This is a genomic window from Pseudomonas sp. BT76 TE3572 (assembly GCF_050435365.1).
GTDB classification, from domain to species: Bacteria; Pseudomonadota; Gammaproteobacteria; order Pseudomonadales; family Pseudomonadaceae; genus Aquipseudomonas; species Aquipseudomonas fluorescens_W.
In genome coordinates this window covers 1,211,955-1,232,085 of the sequence record NZ_JBNDKE010000001.1, presented here as the reverse complement: position 1 = coordinate 1,232,085, position 20,131 = coordinate 1,211,955, and the positions used below count along the sequence as shown (strand labels likewise).

The 20,131-nt window shown below is 59.5% G+C and carries 15 protein-coding genes; 13 read left to right on the top strand and 2 right to left on the bottom strand.

All coding sequences use genetic code 11. The annotated features are described in order from the left end of the window. Nucleotides 1-42 precede the first annotated feature (42 nt). The 7 genes from ABH912_RS05600 to ABH912_RS05570 all read left to right on the top strand — a co-directional run bounded on the left by ABH912_RS05600 (nt 43) and on the right by ABH912_RS05570 (nt 9,359). The gene (locus tag ABH912_RS05600) at nt 43-1,815 is read left to right on the top strand and encodes an acyl-CoA dehydrogenase C-terminal domain-containing protein (protein ID WP_429509956.1); all 1,773 of its coding nucleotides are present in this window, start codon (nt 43-45) and stop codon (nt 1,813-1,815) included. 129 nt (nt 1,816-1,944) lie between these two features. Beyond that, nucleotides 1,945-3,213 (top strand): OprD family porin, encoded by a 1,269-nt coding sequence (locus ABH912_RS05595; RefSeq protein ID WP_429509954.1) that lies wholly within the window; start codon nt 1,945-1,947, stop codon nt 3,211-3,213. A gap of 190 nt (nt 3,214-3,403) precedes the next feature. Then, nucleotides 3,404-3,943: a polyhydroxyalkanoate synthesis repressor PhaR gene (gene phaR, locus ABH912_RS05590; RefSeq protein ID WP_033054890.1), complete on the top strand. Its 540-nt coding sequence runs from the start codon at nt 3,404-3,406 to the stop codon at nt 3,941-3,943. 332 nt (nt 3,944-4,275) lie between these two features. Next, nucleotides 4,276-5,136, top strand: coding sequence for a c-type cytochrome (locus tag ABH912_RS05585; protein WP_429509953.1), 861 nt, complete (start codon nt 4,276-4,278; stop codon nt 5,134-5,136). Nucleotides 5,137-5,151: 15 nt separating this feature from the next. Beyond that, nucleotides 5,152-6,522 carry a cbb3-type cytochrome c oxidase subunit I gene (locus tag ABH912_RS05580; RefSeq protein ID WP_403140962.1) on the top strand — a complete coding sequence of 457 codons (1,371 nt, stop codon included), beginning with the start codon at nt 5,152-5,154 and terminating at the stop codon, nt 6,520-6,522. Then, nucleotides 6,522-7,337: a CbbQ/NirQ/NorQ/GpvN family protein gene (locus ABH912_RS05575; protein ID WP_429509952.1), complete on the top strand. Its 816-nt coding sequence runs from the start codon at nt 6,522-6,524 to the stop codon at nt 7,335-7,337. Before ABH912_RS05580 ends, ABH912_RS05575 begins: the two co-directional genes overlap by 1 nt. After that, nucleotides 7,338-9,359: a nitric oxide reductase activation protein NorD gene (locus ABH912_RS05570; RefSeq protein WP_429509950.1), complete on the top strand. Its 2,022-nt coding sequence runs from the start codon at nt 7,338-7,340 to the stop codon at nt 9,357-9,359. It begins immediately after the preceding gene. Nucleotides 9,360-9,451: 92 nt separating this feature from the next. Here the strand turns inward: ABH912_RS05570 and phaP are convergent, their stop codons facing one another. Beyond that, nucleotides 9,452-10,021, bottom strand: coding sequence for a TIGR01841 family phasin (phaP, locus tag ABH912_RS05565; RefSeq protein ID WP_429509948.1), 570 nt, complete (start codon nt 10,019-10,021; stop codon nt 9,452-9,454). A gap of 255 nt (nt 10,022-10,276) precedes the next feature. On the opposite strand from phaP, the gene ABH912_RS05560 reads away from it, so the two are divergent. Further along, on the top strand, nt 10,277-12,778 hold the full coding sequence (locus ABH912_RS05560; RefSeq protein ID WP_429509947.1) for a DUF3141 domain-containing protein: 2,502 nt from the start codon (nt 10,277-10,279) through the stop codon (nt 12,776-12,778). Nucleotides 12,779-12,795: 17 nt separating this feature from the next. On the opposite strand, the gene ABH912_RS05555 is transcribed toward ABH912_RS05560, so the two are convergent. After that, nucleotides 12,796-13,833, bottom strand: coding sequence for an AraC family transcriptional regulator (locus tag ABH912_RS05555; RefSeq protein ID WP_429509946.1), 1,038 nt, complete (start codon nt 13,831-13,833; stop codon nt 12,796-12,798). Nucleotides 13,834-14,151: 318 nt separating this feature from the next. Between ABH912_RS05555 and phbB the strand changes: the two genes are divergently transcribed. The 5 genes from phbB (at nt 14,152) to ABH912_RS05530 (ending at nt 20,131) form a co-directional block, all read left to right on the top strand. Beyond that, nucleotides 14,152-14,898: an acetoacetyl-CoA reductase gene (gene phbB / locus ABH912_RS05550; RefSeq protein ID WP_033054901.1), complete on the top strand. Its 747-nt coding sequence runs from the start codon at nt 14,152-14,154 to the stop codon at nt 14,896-14,898. 57 nt (nt 14,899-14,955) lie between these two features. After that, a complete protein-coding gene (locus ABH912_RS05545; RefSeq protein ID WP_033054902.1) occupies nt 14,956-16,134 on the top strand; it encodes an acetyl-CoA C-acetyltransferase in 1,179 nt (392 codons plus the stop codon). A gap of 96 nt (nt 16,135-16,230) precedes the next feature. Further along, nucleotides 16,231-17,934, top strand: a complete 1,704-nt coding sequence (phaC, locus tag ABH912_RS05540) for a class I poly(R)-hydroxyalkanoic acid synthase (protein ID WP_033054904.1) — start codon at nt 16,231-16,233, stop codon at nt 17,932-17,934. Between the two features lie 139 nt (nt 17,935-18,073). After that, nucleotides 18,074-18,727: a hydrolase gene (locus tag ABH912_RS05535; protein WP_033054906.1), complete on the top strand. Its 654-nt coding sequence runs from the start codon at nt 18,074-18,076 to the stop codon at nt 18,725-18,727. 63 nt (nt 18,728-18,790) lie between these two features. After that, nucleotides 18,791-20,131: an OprD family porin gene (locus tag ABH912_RS05530; RefSeq protein WP_429509945.1), complete on the top strand. Its 1,341-nt coding sequence runs from the start codon at nt 18,791-18,793 to the stop codon at nt 20,129-20,131.

Below are 20,131 nucleotides of genomic sequence, written 5' to 3'. Positions count from 1 at the left end.
AGCGGCGCCGTGCCCATCGCACAACCTTTTGAGGTTCACGTTATGCCCGAATTCAACGCCCCGCTGCGCGACATGCGCTTTGTCTTGCATGAAGTGTTCGACGCCCCGGCCCTGTGGGCACGTCTGCCAGCCCTGGCCGACAGTGTCGACGCCGCCACCGCCGACGCCATTCTTGAGGAGGCGGCCAAAGTCACCTCACACCTGATTGCGCCATTGAATCGCAGTGGCGACGAGGAAGGCGCCCAGTGGGTCGATGGCCAGGTCAGCACGCCAATCGGTTTCAAACAGGCTTATGCCACCTACATCGAAGGCGGCTGGGTGGGTCTTTCCGGTAACGCCGATTTCGGCGGCATGGGCATGCCGAAGATGCTCGCCGTGCAGTTCGAAGAAATGCTCTACGGCGCCAACTCCAGCTTCGCCCTGTATTCGGCATTGAGCTCCGGTGCCTGCCTGGCACTGGATGCCCACGCCAGCGACACCCTGAAAAACCTCTACTTGCCGCCGATGTACGAAGGCCGCTGGGCCGGTTCCATGTGCCTGACCGAAGCCCACGCCGGCACCGATCTGGGGATTATCCGCACCCGCGCCGAACCTCAGGCCGATGGCAGCTTCAGCATCACCGGCAGCAAGATCTTCATCACCGGTGGCGATCAGGACCTGACCGAAAACATTGTCCATCTGGTGCTGGCGAAACTGCCGGACGCGCCGGCTGGACCGAAAGGCATCTCGCTGTTTGTAGTGCCCAAAGTGCTGGTCAATGCCGACGGCTCCCTCGGCGATGCCAACGCCGTGAGTTGCGGTTCGATCGAACACAAGATGGGCATCAAGGCCTCGGCCACCTGCGTGATGAACTTCGACGGCGCCAGCGGTTGGCTGGTCGGTGAAGCCAACAAAGGCCTGGCGGCGATGTTCACCATGATGAACTACGAACGCCTGTCCATCGGTATTCAGGGCATTGGCTGCGCCGAGGCGTCCTATCAGAGCGCCGTGGCTTACGCCCGTGAACGTGTGCAAAGCCGCGCGCCGACCGGTGCTATTGCTCCGGACAAAGTGGCCGACCCGATCATCGTCCACCCTGATGTGCGCCGCATGCTGCTGAGCATGAAAGCCATGACCGAAGGTGGTCGTGCGTTCGCCAGTTATGTCGGTCAGCAACTCGATCTGGCGAAGTTTTCCGATGACGCCAAAGAACGCGACAGCGCGCAAACCCTGGTCGCGCTGCTGACGCCGGTGGCCAAGGCGTTTTTCACCGACACCGGCCTGGAAAGCTGCATCAACGGCCAGCAAGTGTTCGGCGGCCATGGCTACATCCGTGAATGGGGCCAGGAACAATTGGTCCGTGACGTGCGCATCGCGCAGATCTACGAAGGCACCAACGGCATTCAGGCCCTGGACTTGCTCGGGCGCAAAGTGCTCGCCGACAAGGGCTTCGCGCTGCGCCAGTTCACCGCTGAGATCCGTCATTTCGCCCATCAGCCTGACGCGCCCTACTCCGCCCAACTGTTCGATGCCGTTCAGCGTCTGGAAGACCTGAGCGACTGGCTACAGGACCAGGCTGCGACCAACCGCAACGAAGTCGGCGCCGCGTCGGTGGAGTATTTGCACCTGTTCGGTTACGTCGCTTACGCCTGGCTTTGGGCGCGCATGGCACAGGTGGCCAAGCAAAAACTGCACGAAGACGAAGGGTTTTATGGCGCAAAAATCGCCACTGCCGACTTCTATATCCGCCGCTTGCTGCCGCGCACTTTGAGCCTGGAGCAATCCATCCGCGCGGGCAGTGCCTCGTTGTTTGGCCTGAGCGCCGAACAGTTCTAACGATTGAACCGCACGCGGCGCCACGTTCCTATCCTTTCGGCGTTCGCGTTTTTTTATTGATAAGCCCTCGCCCACCTGGCGAGGGCCGCGGGACCTGTCTTTCCATAATAAAAACAAAGGGGCTTCACCATGGACCGCAACACCCGCACCCTCGCTACCCGACTGTTGCTGGCCGGCGGCGTCATCAGCCTCTCGGCCCCCGCCGCTGCTGACTTTGTCAAAGACAGCAAGGCCAGTCTTGAGCTGCGTAACTTCTATTTCAACCGTGACTATCGCCAGGACAACGCCGCCCAATCCAAACAAGAGGAATGGGCCCAGGGTTTCCTGCTGCGCTACGAATCGGGCTTCACCGACGGTTTGATCGGTGTCGGTTTCGATGCCATCGGCCTGGTTGGCGTCAAGCTCGACTCCAGCCCGGATCGCGCAGGTTCCGGCCTGCTCAAACGTCACCGCGATACGAGCAAAGGGGCGCAGGACGAGTACGGCGAACTGGGCCTGACCGCCAAAGTGCGCGCCTCCAAAAGCACCCTGAAACTCGGCACGCTGCTGCCGAAACTGCCGACGGTACTGGCCAACGATTCACGGCTATTGCCACAAACCTTCAAGGGCGGTCAGTTGACCTCGCTGGAACTCGAAGGCCTGACCGTGGATGCCGGGCGACTGACGCAGGTCAATCAGCGCGACTCCTCGGACTACGAGGACATGGGCATCACCCGCACCGGCGCCAAGGGCATCACCACCCGCCATGTCGACAGCGACAGCTTCGATTTCGCCAGCCTGAACTACAAATGGACCAGCAACCTCGCCACCGGTTACAGCTACGGCCATCTCGACAACTTCTACAGCCAACATCTGGTCAACCTGACCTACGTGTTGCCGGTGACGACGGGCCAGTCATTCAAGACGGATCTGCGCTTCGCCCGCTCCACGGACGATGGCGGCAGCAATGTCGATAACAATGCGATTGGCGCGATGTTCACCTACAACCTCGGCGGGCATGCGTTCGGTCTGGGTTATCAAGGCATGAGCGGCGACACCGGCTACGCCTACGTCAACGGTACCGATGCGTTCCTGGTGAACTTCGTGCAGATCGGCGACTTCGCCAGCAAGGACGAAAAGTCCTGGCAAGCGCGCTACGACTACAACTTTGCGGCCATCGGCGTACCGGGGCTGACCTTCATGACCCGTTACCTCACCGGCGACAATATCGATCTGGGCGGCAACCGCCCGGAAGGCAAGGAATGGGAACGCGATACCGACATCGGTTATGTGGTGCAGAGCGGGCCGCTGAAAAATGTCGGGGTGAAGTGGCGCAACGCGACGGTGCGCTCGACCCACTTCGGCAGCGATCTGGATGAAAACCGCCTGATCCTCAGCTACACCCTGCCGATCTGGTAAGCCAATTCAGTTTCTCCGAGGGGGGGCACGCTAACAGCGCGCTCCCCTTTTTTATGACTCCATCGCGGGCAAGCCCGCTCCCACAGGGTTCTGCTGTGAATGCAGTATTTGTGAACAATAGAGATCACTGTGGGAGCGGGCTTGCCCGCGATGGCGGCCTGAAGAACACCAATGATGATTGTAGGTTAAGATGCCTGCAAACCAGGCTCGCCACGAGACGCCCCGCATGCCAGATTCGCCCCGTCTGATCAAAAAGTACCCCAATCGCCGACTCTACGACACCCACACCAGCAGTCACCTGACGCTGGCGGACATACGTCAGTTGGTCGTCGATAAAGTGGCGTTTCAGGTGGTCGATGCCAAGAGCGGCGAGGACCTGACGCGCAGCATCCTGCTGCAAGTGATTCTGGAAGCCGAAAGCGGCGGTGAGCCGATCTTCACCACCGAAATGCTGATGGGAATTATCCAGTTCTACGGCCCTTATCAGGGCGTACTCGGCAGTTACCTGGACAAGAGCATTCAGACCGTGATCGACGTCCAGTCCCAGACTGGCGCGCAGTCGTCCGAAGCCTGGAGCACCTTCATGCACCAGCAGGCGCCGGTGATGCAGGACCTGATGCGCCAATATGTCGACCAGTCGAAGGCGCTTTATCTGAACACCCAGAACCTGTTTGGCATGTTCGGTGGCAAGCCAGACGCTGATGGCGGAAAGAAAAAAGACGGTGAATGAAGTCCACCCGAATCATTGACAGTCGCGCGTCGTCTACTAGGCTCACAGTCATCCTGCCTCCCCCACTGAACCACGGCACTTAAACGCAAGGCCTGGTGAAGTCGTCAATCTTTAGCGCCTGTTCGCAGCTGTTCGAATGCAGACCTCAAGCAATCGTCAATGCAACGGGCTAACGCTCTTTCCACCTGCACTTTCAGATTGGGAGGCAGTCGTGCAAACAGTCTTGAAGCTCGTCAGCTATGCAGTGCTCGTGCTGATGGCCAGCGCGGTCGTCTACGCCGGAGTGATCGGCATCACCTATTGGACCGGTATCGGCGTATAGGGAGTTCGCAATGAACAAACGCCAGACACGCTCGTTCGCGCTGATATCGACGGCGATCGCCACTGTGGTGTTTCTGGGCATGACCGTTGATAGTCATCGGCAGTTTCCCACTTTGACCAATGCCCAACAGATCACGCCGCAGGTGACTCGCGGCAAGGATGTCTGGCATCAATACAATTGCATCAATTGCCACACCCTGTTCGGCGAGGGGGCTTATTACGCCCCGGACCTGACGAAAATCACCCAGCAGCGCGGCACCCCGTATCTCACTGCGTTCCTCAAAGATCCCTCAAAGTTCTATGACGAGAAACGCCATCGGCGTCTGATGCCGAACCTGAAACTCGGCGATGAGGAAATCGCCGATTTGATCACTTTCCTCGACTGGGTGAGCAAGGTCGACAATCAAGGCTGGCCTCCGCGCCCGATTCTGGTGACCGGTGCGTCGATTCCCGGCATGGACCTCACCGTGGCACAGCAGAATGCCGCCGGCGGCGACCAACCGCCCCCCGCCGCCCGCCCGGTGTCCGGCAAGGAAGACCCGATTGCCCTGGGCGAGGCGCTGTTTCGAACAACCGCCAGCCCGGTGTGCAGCGCTTGCCACTCGATAGCGCCGGGCGTCAACCTCGCCGGGCCATCACTGGCCGGGTTGGCCAGTCGGGCCAAACAGGTCATCACCTCGCCTGACTACAAAGGCAAGGCCAAGGACGCCGAAAGTTTCATCCGCGAATCCATCGTCACGCCGAGTGTTTACCTGCATCCGGGCGACATGTTTTCCGCCAACGGTATGTCCTTCATGCCGGACACCTTCGCCAAATCGCTAACGCCCGAACAGATCGATCAACTGGTCGCCTATCTGGCGTCGTTCCAGTAACCGCAGGGGATGACCATGCGCTACAGATCTCAATCCGTCGCCTACTGGTATTTTGCCGTTGCCATGGTGCTGTTCGGCCTGCAACTGGTCTTCGGCCTGCTCTCGGCGGCCAAATACCTCGGGCCGGATCCGCTGCTGAACCTCTTGCCATTCGATGTCACCAAGTCCATTCACACCAATCTGTTGATTGTCTGGGTGCTCACCGGGTTCATGGGCGCGACTTACTGGATGGTGCCGGACGAATCCCGTGGCGAGTTGCACAGCACCAAACTGGCCTACATCCAGCTCGGGTTGTGGACGGCCATGGGGGTCACCGCCGTTCTTGGCTACCTGTTCGGCTATGGCACCGGGAACAAGCTGCTCGAACAGCCGCTGCCCCACAAGATCGTGATCGTGATTTGCATGCTGATGTTCCTCTATAACATCGGCATGACGATCAAGAAGGCCGGGCGTTTCACCGCCACCGAAGGCGTCCTGCTACTGGGCCTGGCCAGCGCCGCCGTGCTCTTTCTGCCGGCGCTGCTGCATTATGAAAACTACGTGGTGTCGATCTATTACCGCTGGTGGACGATCCACCTGTGGGTCGAAGGTGTTTGGGAGATGATTCAGGGTGGCTTCCTTGCCTATCTGCTGATCCGGCTGTCCGGCGCTGACCGCGAGGTGATGGAGAAGTGGCTGTACGTCATCGTCGGCCTGGTGTTCATTGCCGGCATTCTGGGCACCGCACACCATTATTACTGGATCGGCGTTCCTCATTACTGGCTGCCACTGGGTGGTTTTTTCAGTGCACTTGAGCCGATGGCGCTGATCGGCATGGCGATCTATGCCTACAACGCGATGCGCCGCTCCGGCCTCTCTCACCCCAACAAACTGGCCTTGCACTGGACCTTGGGCAGCGCGGTGTTCACCATGTTCGGCGCCGGTCTGCTGGGGTTGGCTCACACCTTCCCCGACGTCAACAAGTGGACCCACGGCACCCTGATTACCGCCATGCATGGCCATGCGGCCTTCTATGGTGCCTACGCCATGATTGTCCTGGCGATGATCACCTATGCGTTGCCCGGCATGACCCGTCGTCCGGTGGAGGAAAGCAGTATTGGTTACTGGGCATTCTGGCTGCAGTTGGGCGGAATGTTCGGCATGACCCTGTCATTTGCCACCGCGGGCATTGGTCAGGTGTACCTGGAACGCATTCTCGGCCTGGGTTACCTGGACGTTCAGCTGAAAATTCAGGTGCACTTCCTGATGCTGGTGGCGACGGCGTCGATGTTCAGCCTGGGTGCCGGACTGTTCATCTTCGAATTTTTCCGCCATGCGCCGGACTTCAATGTCGATGAAGCCGATCCGGTCCTGGCCACACCTCAAGCCTCGGGCGCGGCGCTGTGATGGAACGTTCGCTGATGCATGCCGAACCCGCAGCACTGCAAGCTGAACCCTATTACCAGCCCAGCGGCGACGAGGTGGCGATTTTCGAGCAATGCCATGCGCAGCAACTGGCCGTCATGCTCAAAGGACCTACCGGTTGTGGCAAAACCCGTTTTGTCGAACACATGGCGTGGCGTCTCAAACGCCCGCTGATCACTATTTCCTGCCATGACGATCTGAGTGCCAGCGACCTGGTCGGGCGATTCCTGATCGGTCACCAGGGCACCCATTGGACCGAAGGCCCACTGACCCGAGCCGTGCGCGAAGGCGCTATCTGTTACCTGGACGAAGTGGTCGAAGCGCGGCAAGACACGATTGTCGTCCTGCACCCGCTGACCGACCACCGACGGATTCTGCCGCTGGACAAAATCGGCGAAACCCTCGAAGCCTCGCCCCACTTTCAGCTGGTGGTGTCCTACAACCCCGGCTACCAACGAATACTCAAGGATTTGAAGCCGAGTACCCGCCAGCGCTTCGTGGCGCTGGATTTTGACTTCCCACCGGCCGAGCGCGAAATCGCCATCGTCATCCATGAGGGTGGCACCGACTACGCCACCGCCCACGCCCTGGTCACTCTCGCCCAGCGGCTACGCGCCTTGCAAGACCGGGGGCTGGCGGAAGTTCCCAGCACCCGTCTGCTGATTGCCACGGCGCGGCTGATCAGCCACGGCATTGCTGCGCCCATCGCGTGCCGGGTCGCGTTGATCTCGCCGCTGTCCGATGACGCGGTGCTGGTCGCGGCCATGCGCGACCTCGTCGACCTGACGTTTATCTAGATGGCTGAAGCCGAGGACCTCATCACCGACGTCGCTCGCCACGCTACGGTGTATGCGCAGGCGCTGTGGCGTCGTCACCGGGCACCTTTGGACACCGCAAAAATCATCACCCTCGGGGATGTCGCACAACACCTCGATTTACTGATCAAGGCAGTGTTCAACACCCACTATCCGCTGCGTGTCGCGCAACCACCCTCGCCCCCCACGTTCCTGAAAAAGCTGTTGCTGCGTCATGAAAAGCCGTGTCGGCAAAACGCCGTCCCGGCGACCGATGGCGTGACGATATGGCTGCCGGAGGACTTGGGCAGCCACGAGGGTCCGCTCTCGCTGCAACGCTATAAAACCCTGGCCTTGCAACAGGCGATGCGTGCCCGACGAGGCAGTGCCAGCGCCCTGTCAGCCCTCGACAACCCGATGCAGCGCAGCGTCTATATGCTCCTGGAAGCCTGGGCCGCCGACACGGATTTGGTGCGACTTTTGCCGGGGTTGGCGCCATCAATCCATGGCTTGCGCGAACATGCCCTGGCGAATCGCCCGCCGCTTCACGCCTTTCCAAACTCGCGACACCCCCTGGAAAATTTTCTTCGTTTACTGCTGCGCAGCGAATGCGGCACCCCTCTGGAAGGGCTGGAGATACCCGCCAAAACAGCCGACTCGGTACAGCAGTCAGAAACCCTTGCGCAACGTTTTCTGTCCATTGATGAACCGCACAAGCCGGGCGCTCATCTGTTGCTGCTCGATGGCTGGACCGGCGACCTGCGCGAGCCGGCGGTGGCTGTGAAGGTGCAGCCCTTGCCCGGCGAAATCGACACCGCCGATACCCTGCCACGCAGCGCCCGCCTCGCACGTCAGCCCACTGTGCGCGAAGCCAGTGCCGATGAGGACGATGATCAGGAGCAAGGCCTGTGGATGGTGCAGCCCGCCGAACCGCTGGAAAAGGCCGAAGACCCCGTGGGGATGCAGCGCCCTGCCGACCGGGATACCGATACTCCGGCGGCTGATTTCGCCGAGGCATTGGCCGAACTCAACGAAGCCCGACTGGTGATCACCGCCGGTCGCCCGAAAGAAGTGCTGCTGTCCGACGACCCGCCCCAGACCCGCGCTCAGCACGGTGCACAGGACCTCGCCAACAACGCAATCAGCTACCCCGAGTGGGATTACCGCCGCCAGGCTTACCGTGATCCGGGTGCGACCCTGCAACTGTGTCCTGCCCTGGAAGGCCCGCAGCAGTGGGTCGAGCGAACCCTCGACACGCACCGTCCGGTGCTCGATGCCATCCGCCGGCAATTCGACAGTCTGCGGGCCCAACGCGTCAGACTGCGCAAACAATGGGAGGGCGACGATATCGATCTGGAGGCGTATATCGACGGTTACGCCGAGGCCCGCGCCGGCCTGAGCATGCCGCAGGCGCTGTATCAGACCCAGCGCCGTGGCCGGCGCGACATGGCGATCATGTTGCTGATCGACGTCAGCGGCTCCACCGACAGCTGGCTGTCCTGCCATCGCCGGGTTATTGATGTCGAGCGCGAGGCGTTGCTGCTGGTCTGTCTGGCGCTGGAAAGCCTGGGCGAGCCTTATAGCGTGCTGGCATTTTCCGGCGAAGGGCCGCAGCGGGTCACGATCCGCAACCTGAAAGCATTCGATGAGCGCTACAGCGATGAAGTCGGTCGGCGCATTGCCGCCCTCGAACCGGAACGCTATACCCGGGCCGGCGCTGCCCTGCGCCACGCCAGCACATTGCTGATGCGCGAAGCCGCCACGCACCGTCTCTTGTTACTGCTCTCCGACGGCAAGCCGAACGATGTTGACCAGTACGAAGGCCGCTATGGTGTGGAAGACATGCGCCAAGCCGTGACCGAAGCCAAGCTCCAAGGCATCTATCCCTTCTGTTTGACCATCGACCACCAGGCGGCGAATTACCTGCCCGCGGTATTCGGAGCGCGGCAATACGCCTTGCTGCACAGACCAGAACTGTTGCCCAGCGTCCTGCTGGACTGGATCAGACGACTGGTATCGGTATGAGCCAGAGCCGCCCCGCCAAGGTTTCCGCGGCACAAAAAAATGGCGATGGGGGATCAACCCATCGCCATTTGGTGCCGCTGATCTAATGCGACTTACTTGTTACCGCTAGTAGCCTTGGCGCTTGCTTCTGGAGCAGCTTTGGTCGCCGCGGCAGATGCTGCGTCGAAACTGCTCTGAGCCACATCGGCAGCCTGTTTTACGGCTTTCTGTGCGCTTTCGAACACAGTGCCGGCATTCGCCAGGCTCGACTTGAATGCTGCCACAACAGGCTCGGAGCCGGCCGGTGCATTCTTGCTGATGGTTTCAACGAACTCTTGCACCTGTTGGGTGCCCGCTTCGACCTGACTCGAGGTCAGTTTGGCGATGTCCGACTGAGTACCGACGATCAGCGCTTGAACCTGACGATTGAACTCGGCCAGACGTTCGGTCTGTGCACTCGGCTGAGTGAAAGAAGCTTGCAGCTCGGCGAAACCTTGTGGATCACGGACGGCCAGCAGCTTGCGAACGCCTTCGAAGTGCTCTTCGGTGGAGTCGCGCAGTGCCTTGAACTGCAACTGGCTGAGCTGTTCAACGCTGGCGAAGACTTTGCCGCTGATTTGCTGCAAAAGATCGAGGTTGGCTTTCTGAGCGGTTTGCAGTTTTTCCGAATTGAAAAAAGACATGCTTGAATCTCCTGGTACTAGAAGGCCCTGATGGACCTGAGGACGCGATAGCGATCCGGCCAGTCATCGCGTTAGCCTTGATATTGCAGTGCACAAAACTATTTGGCAACGTCTATTTTTGTGCGGTGCAAAATAACCTTTGCTAAAGCCCTCCTTATTCACTGTAAACTCCTGCTCATCGAACGGCCGGGCTAGACCTCTTTAACTAAAGGGTTCAGATGGGCCGGTTCCCATGTACAGCGTCAGGAGATTACGATGGGTCAGGAATTAAATATTGCGCTGCAAGATGAAGAGCTCTGCGCACCCGCCGGCTTGTTCGAACACCTGAATCATCTGCAGCGCCTCAATACCCAAAATGTCCTCGACGCCGTGCAGAAGCGCCAGGCAAAAACCTTCGCGCCTTTAAGCCTTGGGCAACTCCGACAGCCGACGCCTGCCGACTGGCAGGAATACTTCACGGACCTCGGCCAACGCAGCGTGTTGTTCTGGGACACCTTGCGTCAGCGCGGCGACAACACCCTGGCCCACGAACGCGCCGGGTATCCGCTGCTGCTCAAGTTCAATCATGAAACGCTGGTTGCCGGTGAGGACCTGCCCCGCCCGGTCAATTACTCGCTGTTGCAAATCCTCGGCGGTCCCGGACAACAGATCGACAGCAAAAAACAGCCGGTGATCATCATCGACCCCCGCGGCGGCCACGGTTCGGGCATCGGCGGTTTCAAACAGGATTCGGTCATCGGCGAGAGCTTGAGAGCCGGCCACCCCACCTACTTCATCTCCTTCAGTCACTCGCCCCGCCCAGGGCAAACCCTTGCCGATATCACAGAAGCCCAGGCGCGGTTCATCGAAGTCGTCAGCGCCCGGCATCCGGACAGCACCAAACCCGTGCTGATCGGTAACTGCCAGGCGGGCTGGGCGTTAATGGGCCTCGCGGCCACCCGGCCGGAGTTGCCGGGGCTGATCATCGTCAACGGTGCGCCGTTGTCGTACTGGGCCGGCGTCAATGGCCGCAATCCAATGCGCTACACCGGCGGTCTGCTGGGCGGTGGCTGGATGGCACGCTTGGGAAGCGACCTCGGCAATGACCGTTTCGACGGCACCTGGCTGGTCAGCAATTTCGAAAACCTGGACCCGGCCAACACCTATTGGGGCAAGTACTACCACCTGTTCAGCGAAGTCGACAGCGAGGCCGCACGCTTTCTGGATTTCGAACGCTGGTGGGGCAGCCCGACCCTGCTCAATGGCGAAGAGATCGAGATGATTGTCGACGACTTGTTCATCGGTAATCAGCTGTCCGGCGGCCTGGGGCGCAAGAGCAGCGGGCTTGACCTCAAGCTGATCGAAGTACCGGTGGTGGTGTTCTGCTCATATGGCGACAACATCACCCCGCCGCAACAGGCACTGGACTGGATCTCCGACGTTTATCCCAGCGATCTCGCGTTGCAAAATGCCGGACGCACCATCGTGTACCTGCGACACGCGAGCATCGGCCACCTGGGCATCTTCGTGTCCGGTGAAGTGGCGCGGCGTGAACACCGTGAATTGCTCGGTGCGGTCGATGCGATCAATGCGCTGTCAGCCGGGCTGTATGAAATGCTGATCGAAGACCTGCCGGAGAATTCGGCGACGCCGTATGCCGTGCGTTTCGAACGCCGGCGTATCGCCGACATCCATGGCCAGGTGCAAACGCCCCGTGATGACGATCGCGAATTTGCGCTGGTCCAGCGCGCGTCCGCTATCAACAACAGTGTGTACGACGAATTCATACGCCCGTGGTTGCGCCAGCTGATCAACGAACCGAGCGCCGAAATGCTGCGCCGGGCGCACCCTTTCCATCAGCAGCAAGTGGCCTGGAGCAGTTTGAACCCGGCGCTGTGGTGGCTGGCAGGCAGTGCCGCCCAAGTGAACAAGGATCGTCACCCCGCCAGCCAAACCAACCCGTTGCTGGTCTGGCAGGAACTGTTTTCCAACCAGGTGCAGGACGCCTTGAACGGCTATCGGGATCTGCGCGATGCGGCTCAGGAGATGTGTTTCTACGGCGTGTATGGCGTACTCAACGGCCTCACCGGCAATGCGCCCGGGCGAAATCTGCAGGAACATGCCGAGCAGCACGACAAGGTGTTGATCGAGCGCTTGCAGGATGCCCTGCCCCTTGGCGGCCTGATGGAAGCCTTGATACGGATCCTGTTCCTGCTGGGCCGCGACAGCGACGAGCCGGGCAAGCAAAGTGTCGAAAAATTGATCCAGCAACTGCAAGTGTTGCTTCAGGACTACAGTGCCAAGCCGCTTGATCTGCGTGAAACCCTGCGCCTGCAAAAACTGCTGGTCGCTACCCATCCGCAAGAAAGCCTGCACAGCCTGCCCTTGATGCTGGTTGAGGTCGAAGAACGCCAGCAAGTGCTCGCGGCCGTCGCCAATTTGCTGCCGGAACTGCTGACCAGTGGCGCCGAGAACCTCTTCTGGCGTGAGCTGCACACACTGCTTGACGTGCCGCTGCCAGGTTTCAGCCTGACCCAATCACCCGGTGCAGCCGATGCCATCGAAGAGAAAGTCCCGGTGGTAGCTCCAGAGCCGGCCAAGCATGAAGCCCCAGTGGTCATCCCCGAGCCAATCAAGCAGGAAACCCCGGTGGCCATCCCTGAGCCAATCAAGCAGGAAAAAACCGCAGTAACCCCTGACCCCGTCGCCAAGGTTGCGAGTCCAGTGCGCAAACCTGCCAAGGGCAAGAATGGCGTAAAAAAACCTCCGGTGAAATAACACTGACGAGGACCGCGTCAGACCGGCGCGGCTTCCTCGATTTCAAACGATTCATCGGCCCGATACTGACCGGGTGTCATGCCAAACCAGCGGCTACAGGCTTTGTTGAAACTGCTGTGGTCATGAAAACCAAGGAGATACGCGACATGCTTCATGTTGAAGTGAGAATGGCGCAGGTAGAAATCGGCCAATTGCCGGCGCACCGCGTTCTGCACATCCTTGAATTGCGTCCCTTCTTTTTCCAGCGCGCGCTGCAACGTCCGCTTGCTGATGTTCAATGCCGCCGCGATCGACTCCATGTCGCACTGTCCATGGTCCTGACTCAAACGCTCAGTAATCAGCGCGCGAATCCTGCCGACGATGCAAAAACCAAACAGCAGGTCCAGTTGAGCCTCGGCAAAACTGTCATGCAGCACCGCCAACGCTTCATTGGCCATGTTCAACGGACGCATCAGTTCCTGACCGTCAAACAAAATGCTGTCGTATGGCGCGTCGAAATGCAGGTCGCAGCCAAACAGCCGACGATGCTCGGAGGTGTCTCCAGGTTCGGGATAGGTGAATCCCACGCTCAAGGGTTGCGGTGCGTTGCCGCCCGCCAGCGTCCGGCAGAAACCCAGCAATGAAGCCAGCGCTGCATCGGTGTATTGGCGAGGTTTGACCGAGCCTTTTTGTTGATGATCAAGGCCGGAAAGTCGGTAGTTCTGCTGTTCCGATGTAAAGAAAAGGCTGAATCCGGTGCCGATCAACGGACTGAAACGGACCAGTCGTTCAAGGGCTTTTTTCAGATTCAGGCTGGACATCATGGTGTAGCCGACGATCTGAAAGCTGCCGGGGTTGAAACTTCCATAGGCCTTCAAGCCTATGTCTGGATCACCCGAGGCCTGAGCGGCCAGATCCCAAAGTCGATAGATTGCCTTTCGCTCGCAAAACGCTCCTGGTTTGTCCGCAAGCTTCATGTCTAGTTCAGCCTCCTGACACAGACTGGCAACATCCAGTCCTTGAGCCAAGAGCGTATTTACCAGCACGCTGGCATAGCCTGAACTCATTCTATACATGGCGTCCTCAATGACCTGTGGAACCGAACATCCTGTCCGGAGCCATAACTGATCTGCGATGAATCAAAGACTAACGGGTGGTTCAGTTGCCAATATTGATCCCAGTATAGGTACTCCTCACTTTTAGCCACTATTTCAGGTCAGTCGTCATCCTATACACACGCTTCGAGGCGACGACAGCAGTGTCCAATAGTTCTGTTTCATTTCGTGCATGGCACCGATGGACACCAGACCGTCACCTCTCAACACTTCCGCACGCCCCGTCAATGCCGAACAATCCCCATCTTGCAGCGCAAAATACAAAAAGGAAGAGAGCATATGAAGTCGCTTGGTCGTATTGCGTTGGTCACGGGTGGTATGGGTGGGATTGGCACTGCGATAAGCCAACGCCTGTACAAGGAAGGATTCAAGGTCATCGTGGGCTGCAGCTCAGATTCCGCCCGCAAGAAAGAATGGATGGCGAGCCAACTGGAGGCGGGTTATCAATTCGAATGCATCTATGGCGACATCACCGATTGGGAATCAACGCGCAAAGCGTTCGAGATGGCTCGTGAGCAGTACGGCCCGATCGATGTCTTGGTCAACAATGCCGGCATCACACGTGATGCGTCCTTTCGCAAATTGACGCCCGAAGACTGGAACGCGGTCATCGGCACCAACCTGAGCGGCCTGTTCAACACCACCAAACAGGTGATTGAAGGGATGCTGGCCAAGGGTTGGGGACGGGTCATCAACATCTCCTCGATCAACGGTCAGCGCGGCCAGTTCGGCCAGACCAACTACAGCGCGGCCAAGGCCGGCATCCACGGTTTCACCATGGCCCTGGCCCGGGAAGTGTCCGGCAAGGGCGTGACCGTCAACACCGTCTCCCCAGGTTACATCCAGACCAGCATGACCGCAGCCATCCGCCCGGACATTCTCGACACCATGATCGCGGCCACACCGGTCGGGCGTCTCGGTCAACCTGAAGAAATCGCTTCCATCGTGGCCTGGCTGGCTTCCGATGAATCGGCCTATAGCACCGGGGCCGACTTCTCGGTCAACGGCGGCATGAACATGCAGTAGACCTGTCAGGGCATGGATGCCCTGCTTTCGCTCGACAACATCTTAATGAGGTCACGCATGAACGAAGTCGTAATCGTTGCCGCTACTCGTACCGCCATTGGCAGTTTTCAAGGTGCCTTGTCCGCGATTCCAGCCACCGAGCTCGGCGCGGCGGTCATTCGCCGTTTGCTGGAAGAGACCGGTCTGGACGGCTCGCAGATCGATGAAGTGATCCTCGGCCAGGTGCTCACCGCAGGCTCGGGGCAAAACCCGGCACGCCAGACGGCTATCAAGGCCGGCCTGCCCCATACCACCCCTGCACTGACCCTGAACAAGGTCTGCGGCTCGGGCCTCAAGGCTGTCCAGCTGGCGGTCCAGGCCATCCGTTGCGGCGACGCCGAACTGATCATTGCCGGCGGTCAGGAAAACATGAGCCTGGCACCGTATGTGCTGCCCAAGGCCCGCACCGGTTTGCGCCTGGGTCATGCGCAACTGCAAGACAGCGTGATTCAGGATGGTTTGTGGGACGCCTTCAACGACTACCACATGGGCATCACCGCCGAGAACCTTGCGAGTAAGTACGAACTGAGTCGCGAAGACCAGGACGCTTTCGCCGCAGCCTCACAACAGAAGGCCTCTGCCGCCATCGAAGCGGGCTACTTCAAGCGTGAAATCACCCCGATCCTGATCCCTCAGCGCAAAGGTGAGCCGCTGGTCTTCGACACCGATGAACAGCCGCGTCCAGACAGCACACTGCAGGCATTGGGCAACCTCAAACCCGCATTCCAGAAAAACGGCAGCGTCACCGCCGGTAACTCGTCGACCCTCAACGACGGTGCCGCCGTGCTGTTGCTGGCCAGCGCCGCCAAGGCCCTGTCCCTCGGCTTGCCGGTTCTGGCACGCATCAAGGCATACGCCAGCTCCGGCGTGGACCCAGCGATCATGGGCATCGGACCGGTGCCGGCCACCCGCTTGGCATTGACCAAAGCTGGCTGGAGCCTGGACGACCTCGACCTGATCGAAGCCAATGAAGCGTTCGCCGCGCAATCACTGGCAGTCGGCAAGGAGCTGGGTTGGGACACCAGCAAAGTCAACGTCAATGGCGGCGCAATTGCCCTCGGTCATCCGATTGGCGCATCGGGCGCGCGGATTCTGGTGTCGCTGTTGCACGAGTTGATTCGTCGCGACGGCAAAAAAGGTTTGGCTACGTTGTGCATCGGTGGCGGCCAGGGCGTCAGCCTGGTCATCGAGCGCTAGAAACACAGGAGTGTTTGCTTAAGTTGCTGACGCGGCGCCGAAGTCCGGCGCCGCGGTTTTTTTCTGCCCGGTTTACGTCAGTGGGCAAGGAGTTCCATGGACAATAACGCGCATACCTTCAACACCTTCTGGTCAGGCCAGGTTCCGTTCATTGCCTCCTTTGCAGTGCAACAATTACGTCTCTGGGTCAGTAGCAATCCGTGGTTTACCGGCCAGGAATACAACGAGTGGTTTGACCTGCCGCGCGGCACCCTGGACAGCCTTCAATCGGATTACCAACAGCAATGGGGCGAACTGGGCCAGCAACTGCTGACCGGTCAGCCATTCAGCTTCGACGATCGACGTTTTGCCAGCGGCAACTGGAGCCAGCCACTGTTCGGCTCGCTCGCAGCGTTTTACCTGCTCAACGCAGGGTTTCTGCTGAAGCTGCTGGACAAGTTAGCGATTCCGGACAAAAAGCCGCGCCAGCGCCTGCTCTATCTGGTGGAACAAGCCATCGCCGCCGGGGCGCCGAGCAACTTTCTGGCCAGTAACCCCGATGCGCTACAACGGGTCGTCGATACCCAGGGCAGCAGCCTCCTCACCGGCCTGTTGCACCTGGCCAGCGACCTGCAAGAAGGCAAGATGCGCCAGTGCGACGCCGGCGCCTTCAAAGTCGGCGTTGACCTCGCCAACACCCCCGGCGAAGTGGTGTTCGAGAACGAACTCTTCCAGCTCATCCAGTATTACCCGCAAAGCGAAACCCAGTACCGGCGCCCGGTGTTTGTCGTGCCGCCGTCAATCAACAAGTACTACATTCTCGACCTGCGCCCGGACAACTCGATGGTTGCCCATCTGTTGAAACAAGGGCACCCGGTGTTTCTGATGTCGTGGCGTAACTTCGACCAGGAACACGCGGGCACCACCTGGGATGACCTGATCGAAACCGGCATCATCAAAGGCCTGCAAATCACCCGTGAAATCAGCGGCGACCAACGGCCCAATTGCGTCGGCTTCTGCATCGGCGGCACCTTGTTGAGTTCGGCACTGGCCGTCCTGGCGGCGCGCGGTGACCGCGAGATTGGCAGCGTGAGCCTGTTGACCACCTTCCTCGACTACCTCGATACGGGCCCCATCGACATCTTCGTCGACGAACAATTGGTGGCCTACCGCGAGCGCACCATCGGCGGTCTGGATGGCCCCATCGGCCTGTTCAAGGGCGAGGACATGGGTAATACATTCTCGCTGCTGCGCCCCAACGACTTGTGGTGGAACTACAACGTCGACAAATACCTCAAGGGCCAGAAACCGATCCCCCTCGACCTGCTGTACTGGAACAACGACAGCACCAACCTCCCGGGCCCGATGTACTGCTGGTATCTGCGCCACACCTACCTGCAGAACGACCTGAAATCCGGTGAGCTGGACTGCTGCGGGGTCAAGCTGGACCTGCGCGCCATCGATGCTCCGGCGTACATCCTCGCCACCCATGACGATCACATCGTGCCGTGGAGAAGCGCTTACGCCAGCACCGAGTTGCTCTCCGGGACCAAGCGGTTTGTGCTGGGTGCATCAGGGCATATCGCCGGGGTGATCAACCCGCCGGCCAAGGAAAAACGCCACTACTGGACCAACAACCGGGTCACCAAAAACCCGGAAACCTGGTTCAAGAACGCCCAGCAACATTCCGGTAGCTGGTGGAATGACTGGTTCGTCTGGCTGGCTGAACAGTCCGGCGAACGCCAGCCCTCGGTGCTGCACACCGGTAACGCCCAATACCCGGCGATCGAGTCGGCACCTGGGCGTTATGTGATGCAATGATCGACAACCCCGCGCGATAACCACTATGGCGCGGGGACTCCCTCTTCACTCATCCTCGTAAAAACAGCACATACGCTCAATATCCTCGCGGCAATCCCGGCAATCATGTCCTCCTCACTCACACCGTAAGGACATCGTCATGGCCATCGCAAAAGCTGTTCCTGGCAAAACCCTGCTGACCCCGACCGACCACACCCTGATCATGATCGATCACCAGTCGCAAATGTCCTTTGCGACCAAGTCGATCGACGCTGTCACCCTGCGCAACAACGCCGCACTCGTGGCCAAGGCAGCGCGCGGCTTCAAGGTCTCGACCATCCTGACCACCGTTGCAGAGAAGAGCTTTTCCGGCCCGATCTTCGACGAAATAAAGTCAGTGTTCCCGGAACACAACGTCATTGACCGTACCAGCATGAACACCTGGGAAGACGAGCGCATAGCTGTCGAGGTCAACGCTGCCGGCAAACAGAAAATTGTCCTGGCCGGTCTTTGGACTTCCGTGTGCATTGTGGGCCCGGCGCTGTCGGCGATCGACCAGGGTTTTGAGGTCTACGTGATTGCCGATGCCTGCGGCGACGTCACCACCGAAGCCCATGAAATGGCCATGCAACGCATGATCCAGCTCGGTGCTCGCCCTATGACCTCGTTGCAATACCTGCTTGAACTGCAGCGGGACTGGGCTCGCAGCGAGACTTACGAGGAAACCGTGAAAACCTCGATTGCCAATGGTGGTGCCTACGGTCTGGGTCTGATCTATGCCAAGACCATGTTCGGTGCCTCGGAAGGCCACTAAGCGCCATCTAAAAACAAGCGACTCCGGATATTCTGGAGTCGCTGTCCTCGTGATGAATGATCCATGAAGCTTTCCTCGCAAGACCTGAAATTCGCACTGCCGATCTGGGTGTCGGTGCTGTTCGCGGACTCGGCCGGGGCCGCTCTGGCTGACGAATCGACGCAAAACCCCCAAGGCTTTCTGGACGGTGCATCGTTGTCGGTGCTCAGTCGAAATTTCTACCTCAACAGTGACTATCGGTCACCCTCGCCTGCGGGCAAAAACTACAAACAGGAATGGGCTCAAGGTTTTATCGGTGCTTTTGAATCCGGATTCACACCCGGCACATTTGGATTTGGCCTGGATGCCCATGGGTTTCTGGGGCTGAAGCTCGATGGCGGCAAGGGCCATTCCGGGACAGGACTGCTTCCAGTCGATGCTGATGGCCGCAGTGAAGACAATTACTCCAGCGGCGGCGCGGCGTTGAAAATCAGGGCCTCCCGAACCACAGTGGCCTTCGGTGAAATGATGGTGGAAACCCCGGTGTTCGACACCGCAGACAAACGCCTGCAACCGGAGTACGCCACGGGCTTTCTGTTCAACAGCCGTGAAATCGACGGTATGAATCTGGTGGCCGGTCACTTTACGGCGTTCAAGAACCAGGACAGTTCTTCAAGCAAGGACGACTTTTACGGCTACGGCGCCAACACCGAGGCGGGAGGCATCTCGTTTCTCGGCGCTGACCTGTTCACCCAGAGTCCCGTCGGAGGAGCGCTCTACGCTTCCGAACTGACTGACACCTGGCATCAGTACTACGGCAACCTGCACCTGAAACAATCCGGCATGTTCCTCGACGCCAATGTCTATCACACGCAGGACACCGGCCAGGCGCTGGCCGGCGCGATCGACAACACGGCGTTCAGCCTGTCGGGCAAATACACTCACGATGCCCACGCGTTGACGCTGGCTTATCAGAAAATCAATGGCGACACGCCCTTCGATTTCGTCGGAGGCGACTCCATCTACCTCGCCAACTCGATCAAGTACGCCGACTTCAACGGCGCCCATGAACGTTCCTGGCAAGCACGCTACGACCTCGACCTGGGCCCCTACGGGATTCCCGGGCTCAACTTCATGACCCGTTACGTGAAAGGAAACCAGATCGACGGCACCCATGCGCCCAAGGGAGGAGCCTACAACCCGTTCGACGAAACGCTCGGTGAGTACGTACCTCAACAAGGGCACGGCGGGCGGCATTGGGAGCGAGACATAGACCTGCGCTACATCGTGCAATCCGGATCGGCCAAGGGCTTGTCCCTGCAACTGTCCCATGTGTCGCACCGGGCCAATAGCGCACAGGCCGGCGATGATATCGACAGGATCTACGTCGTTATCCAGTACCCGCTGACCTTCGGGCACCTATGA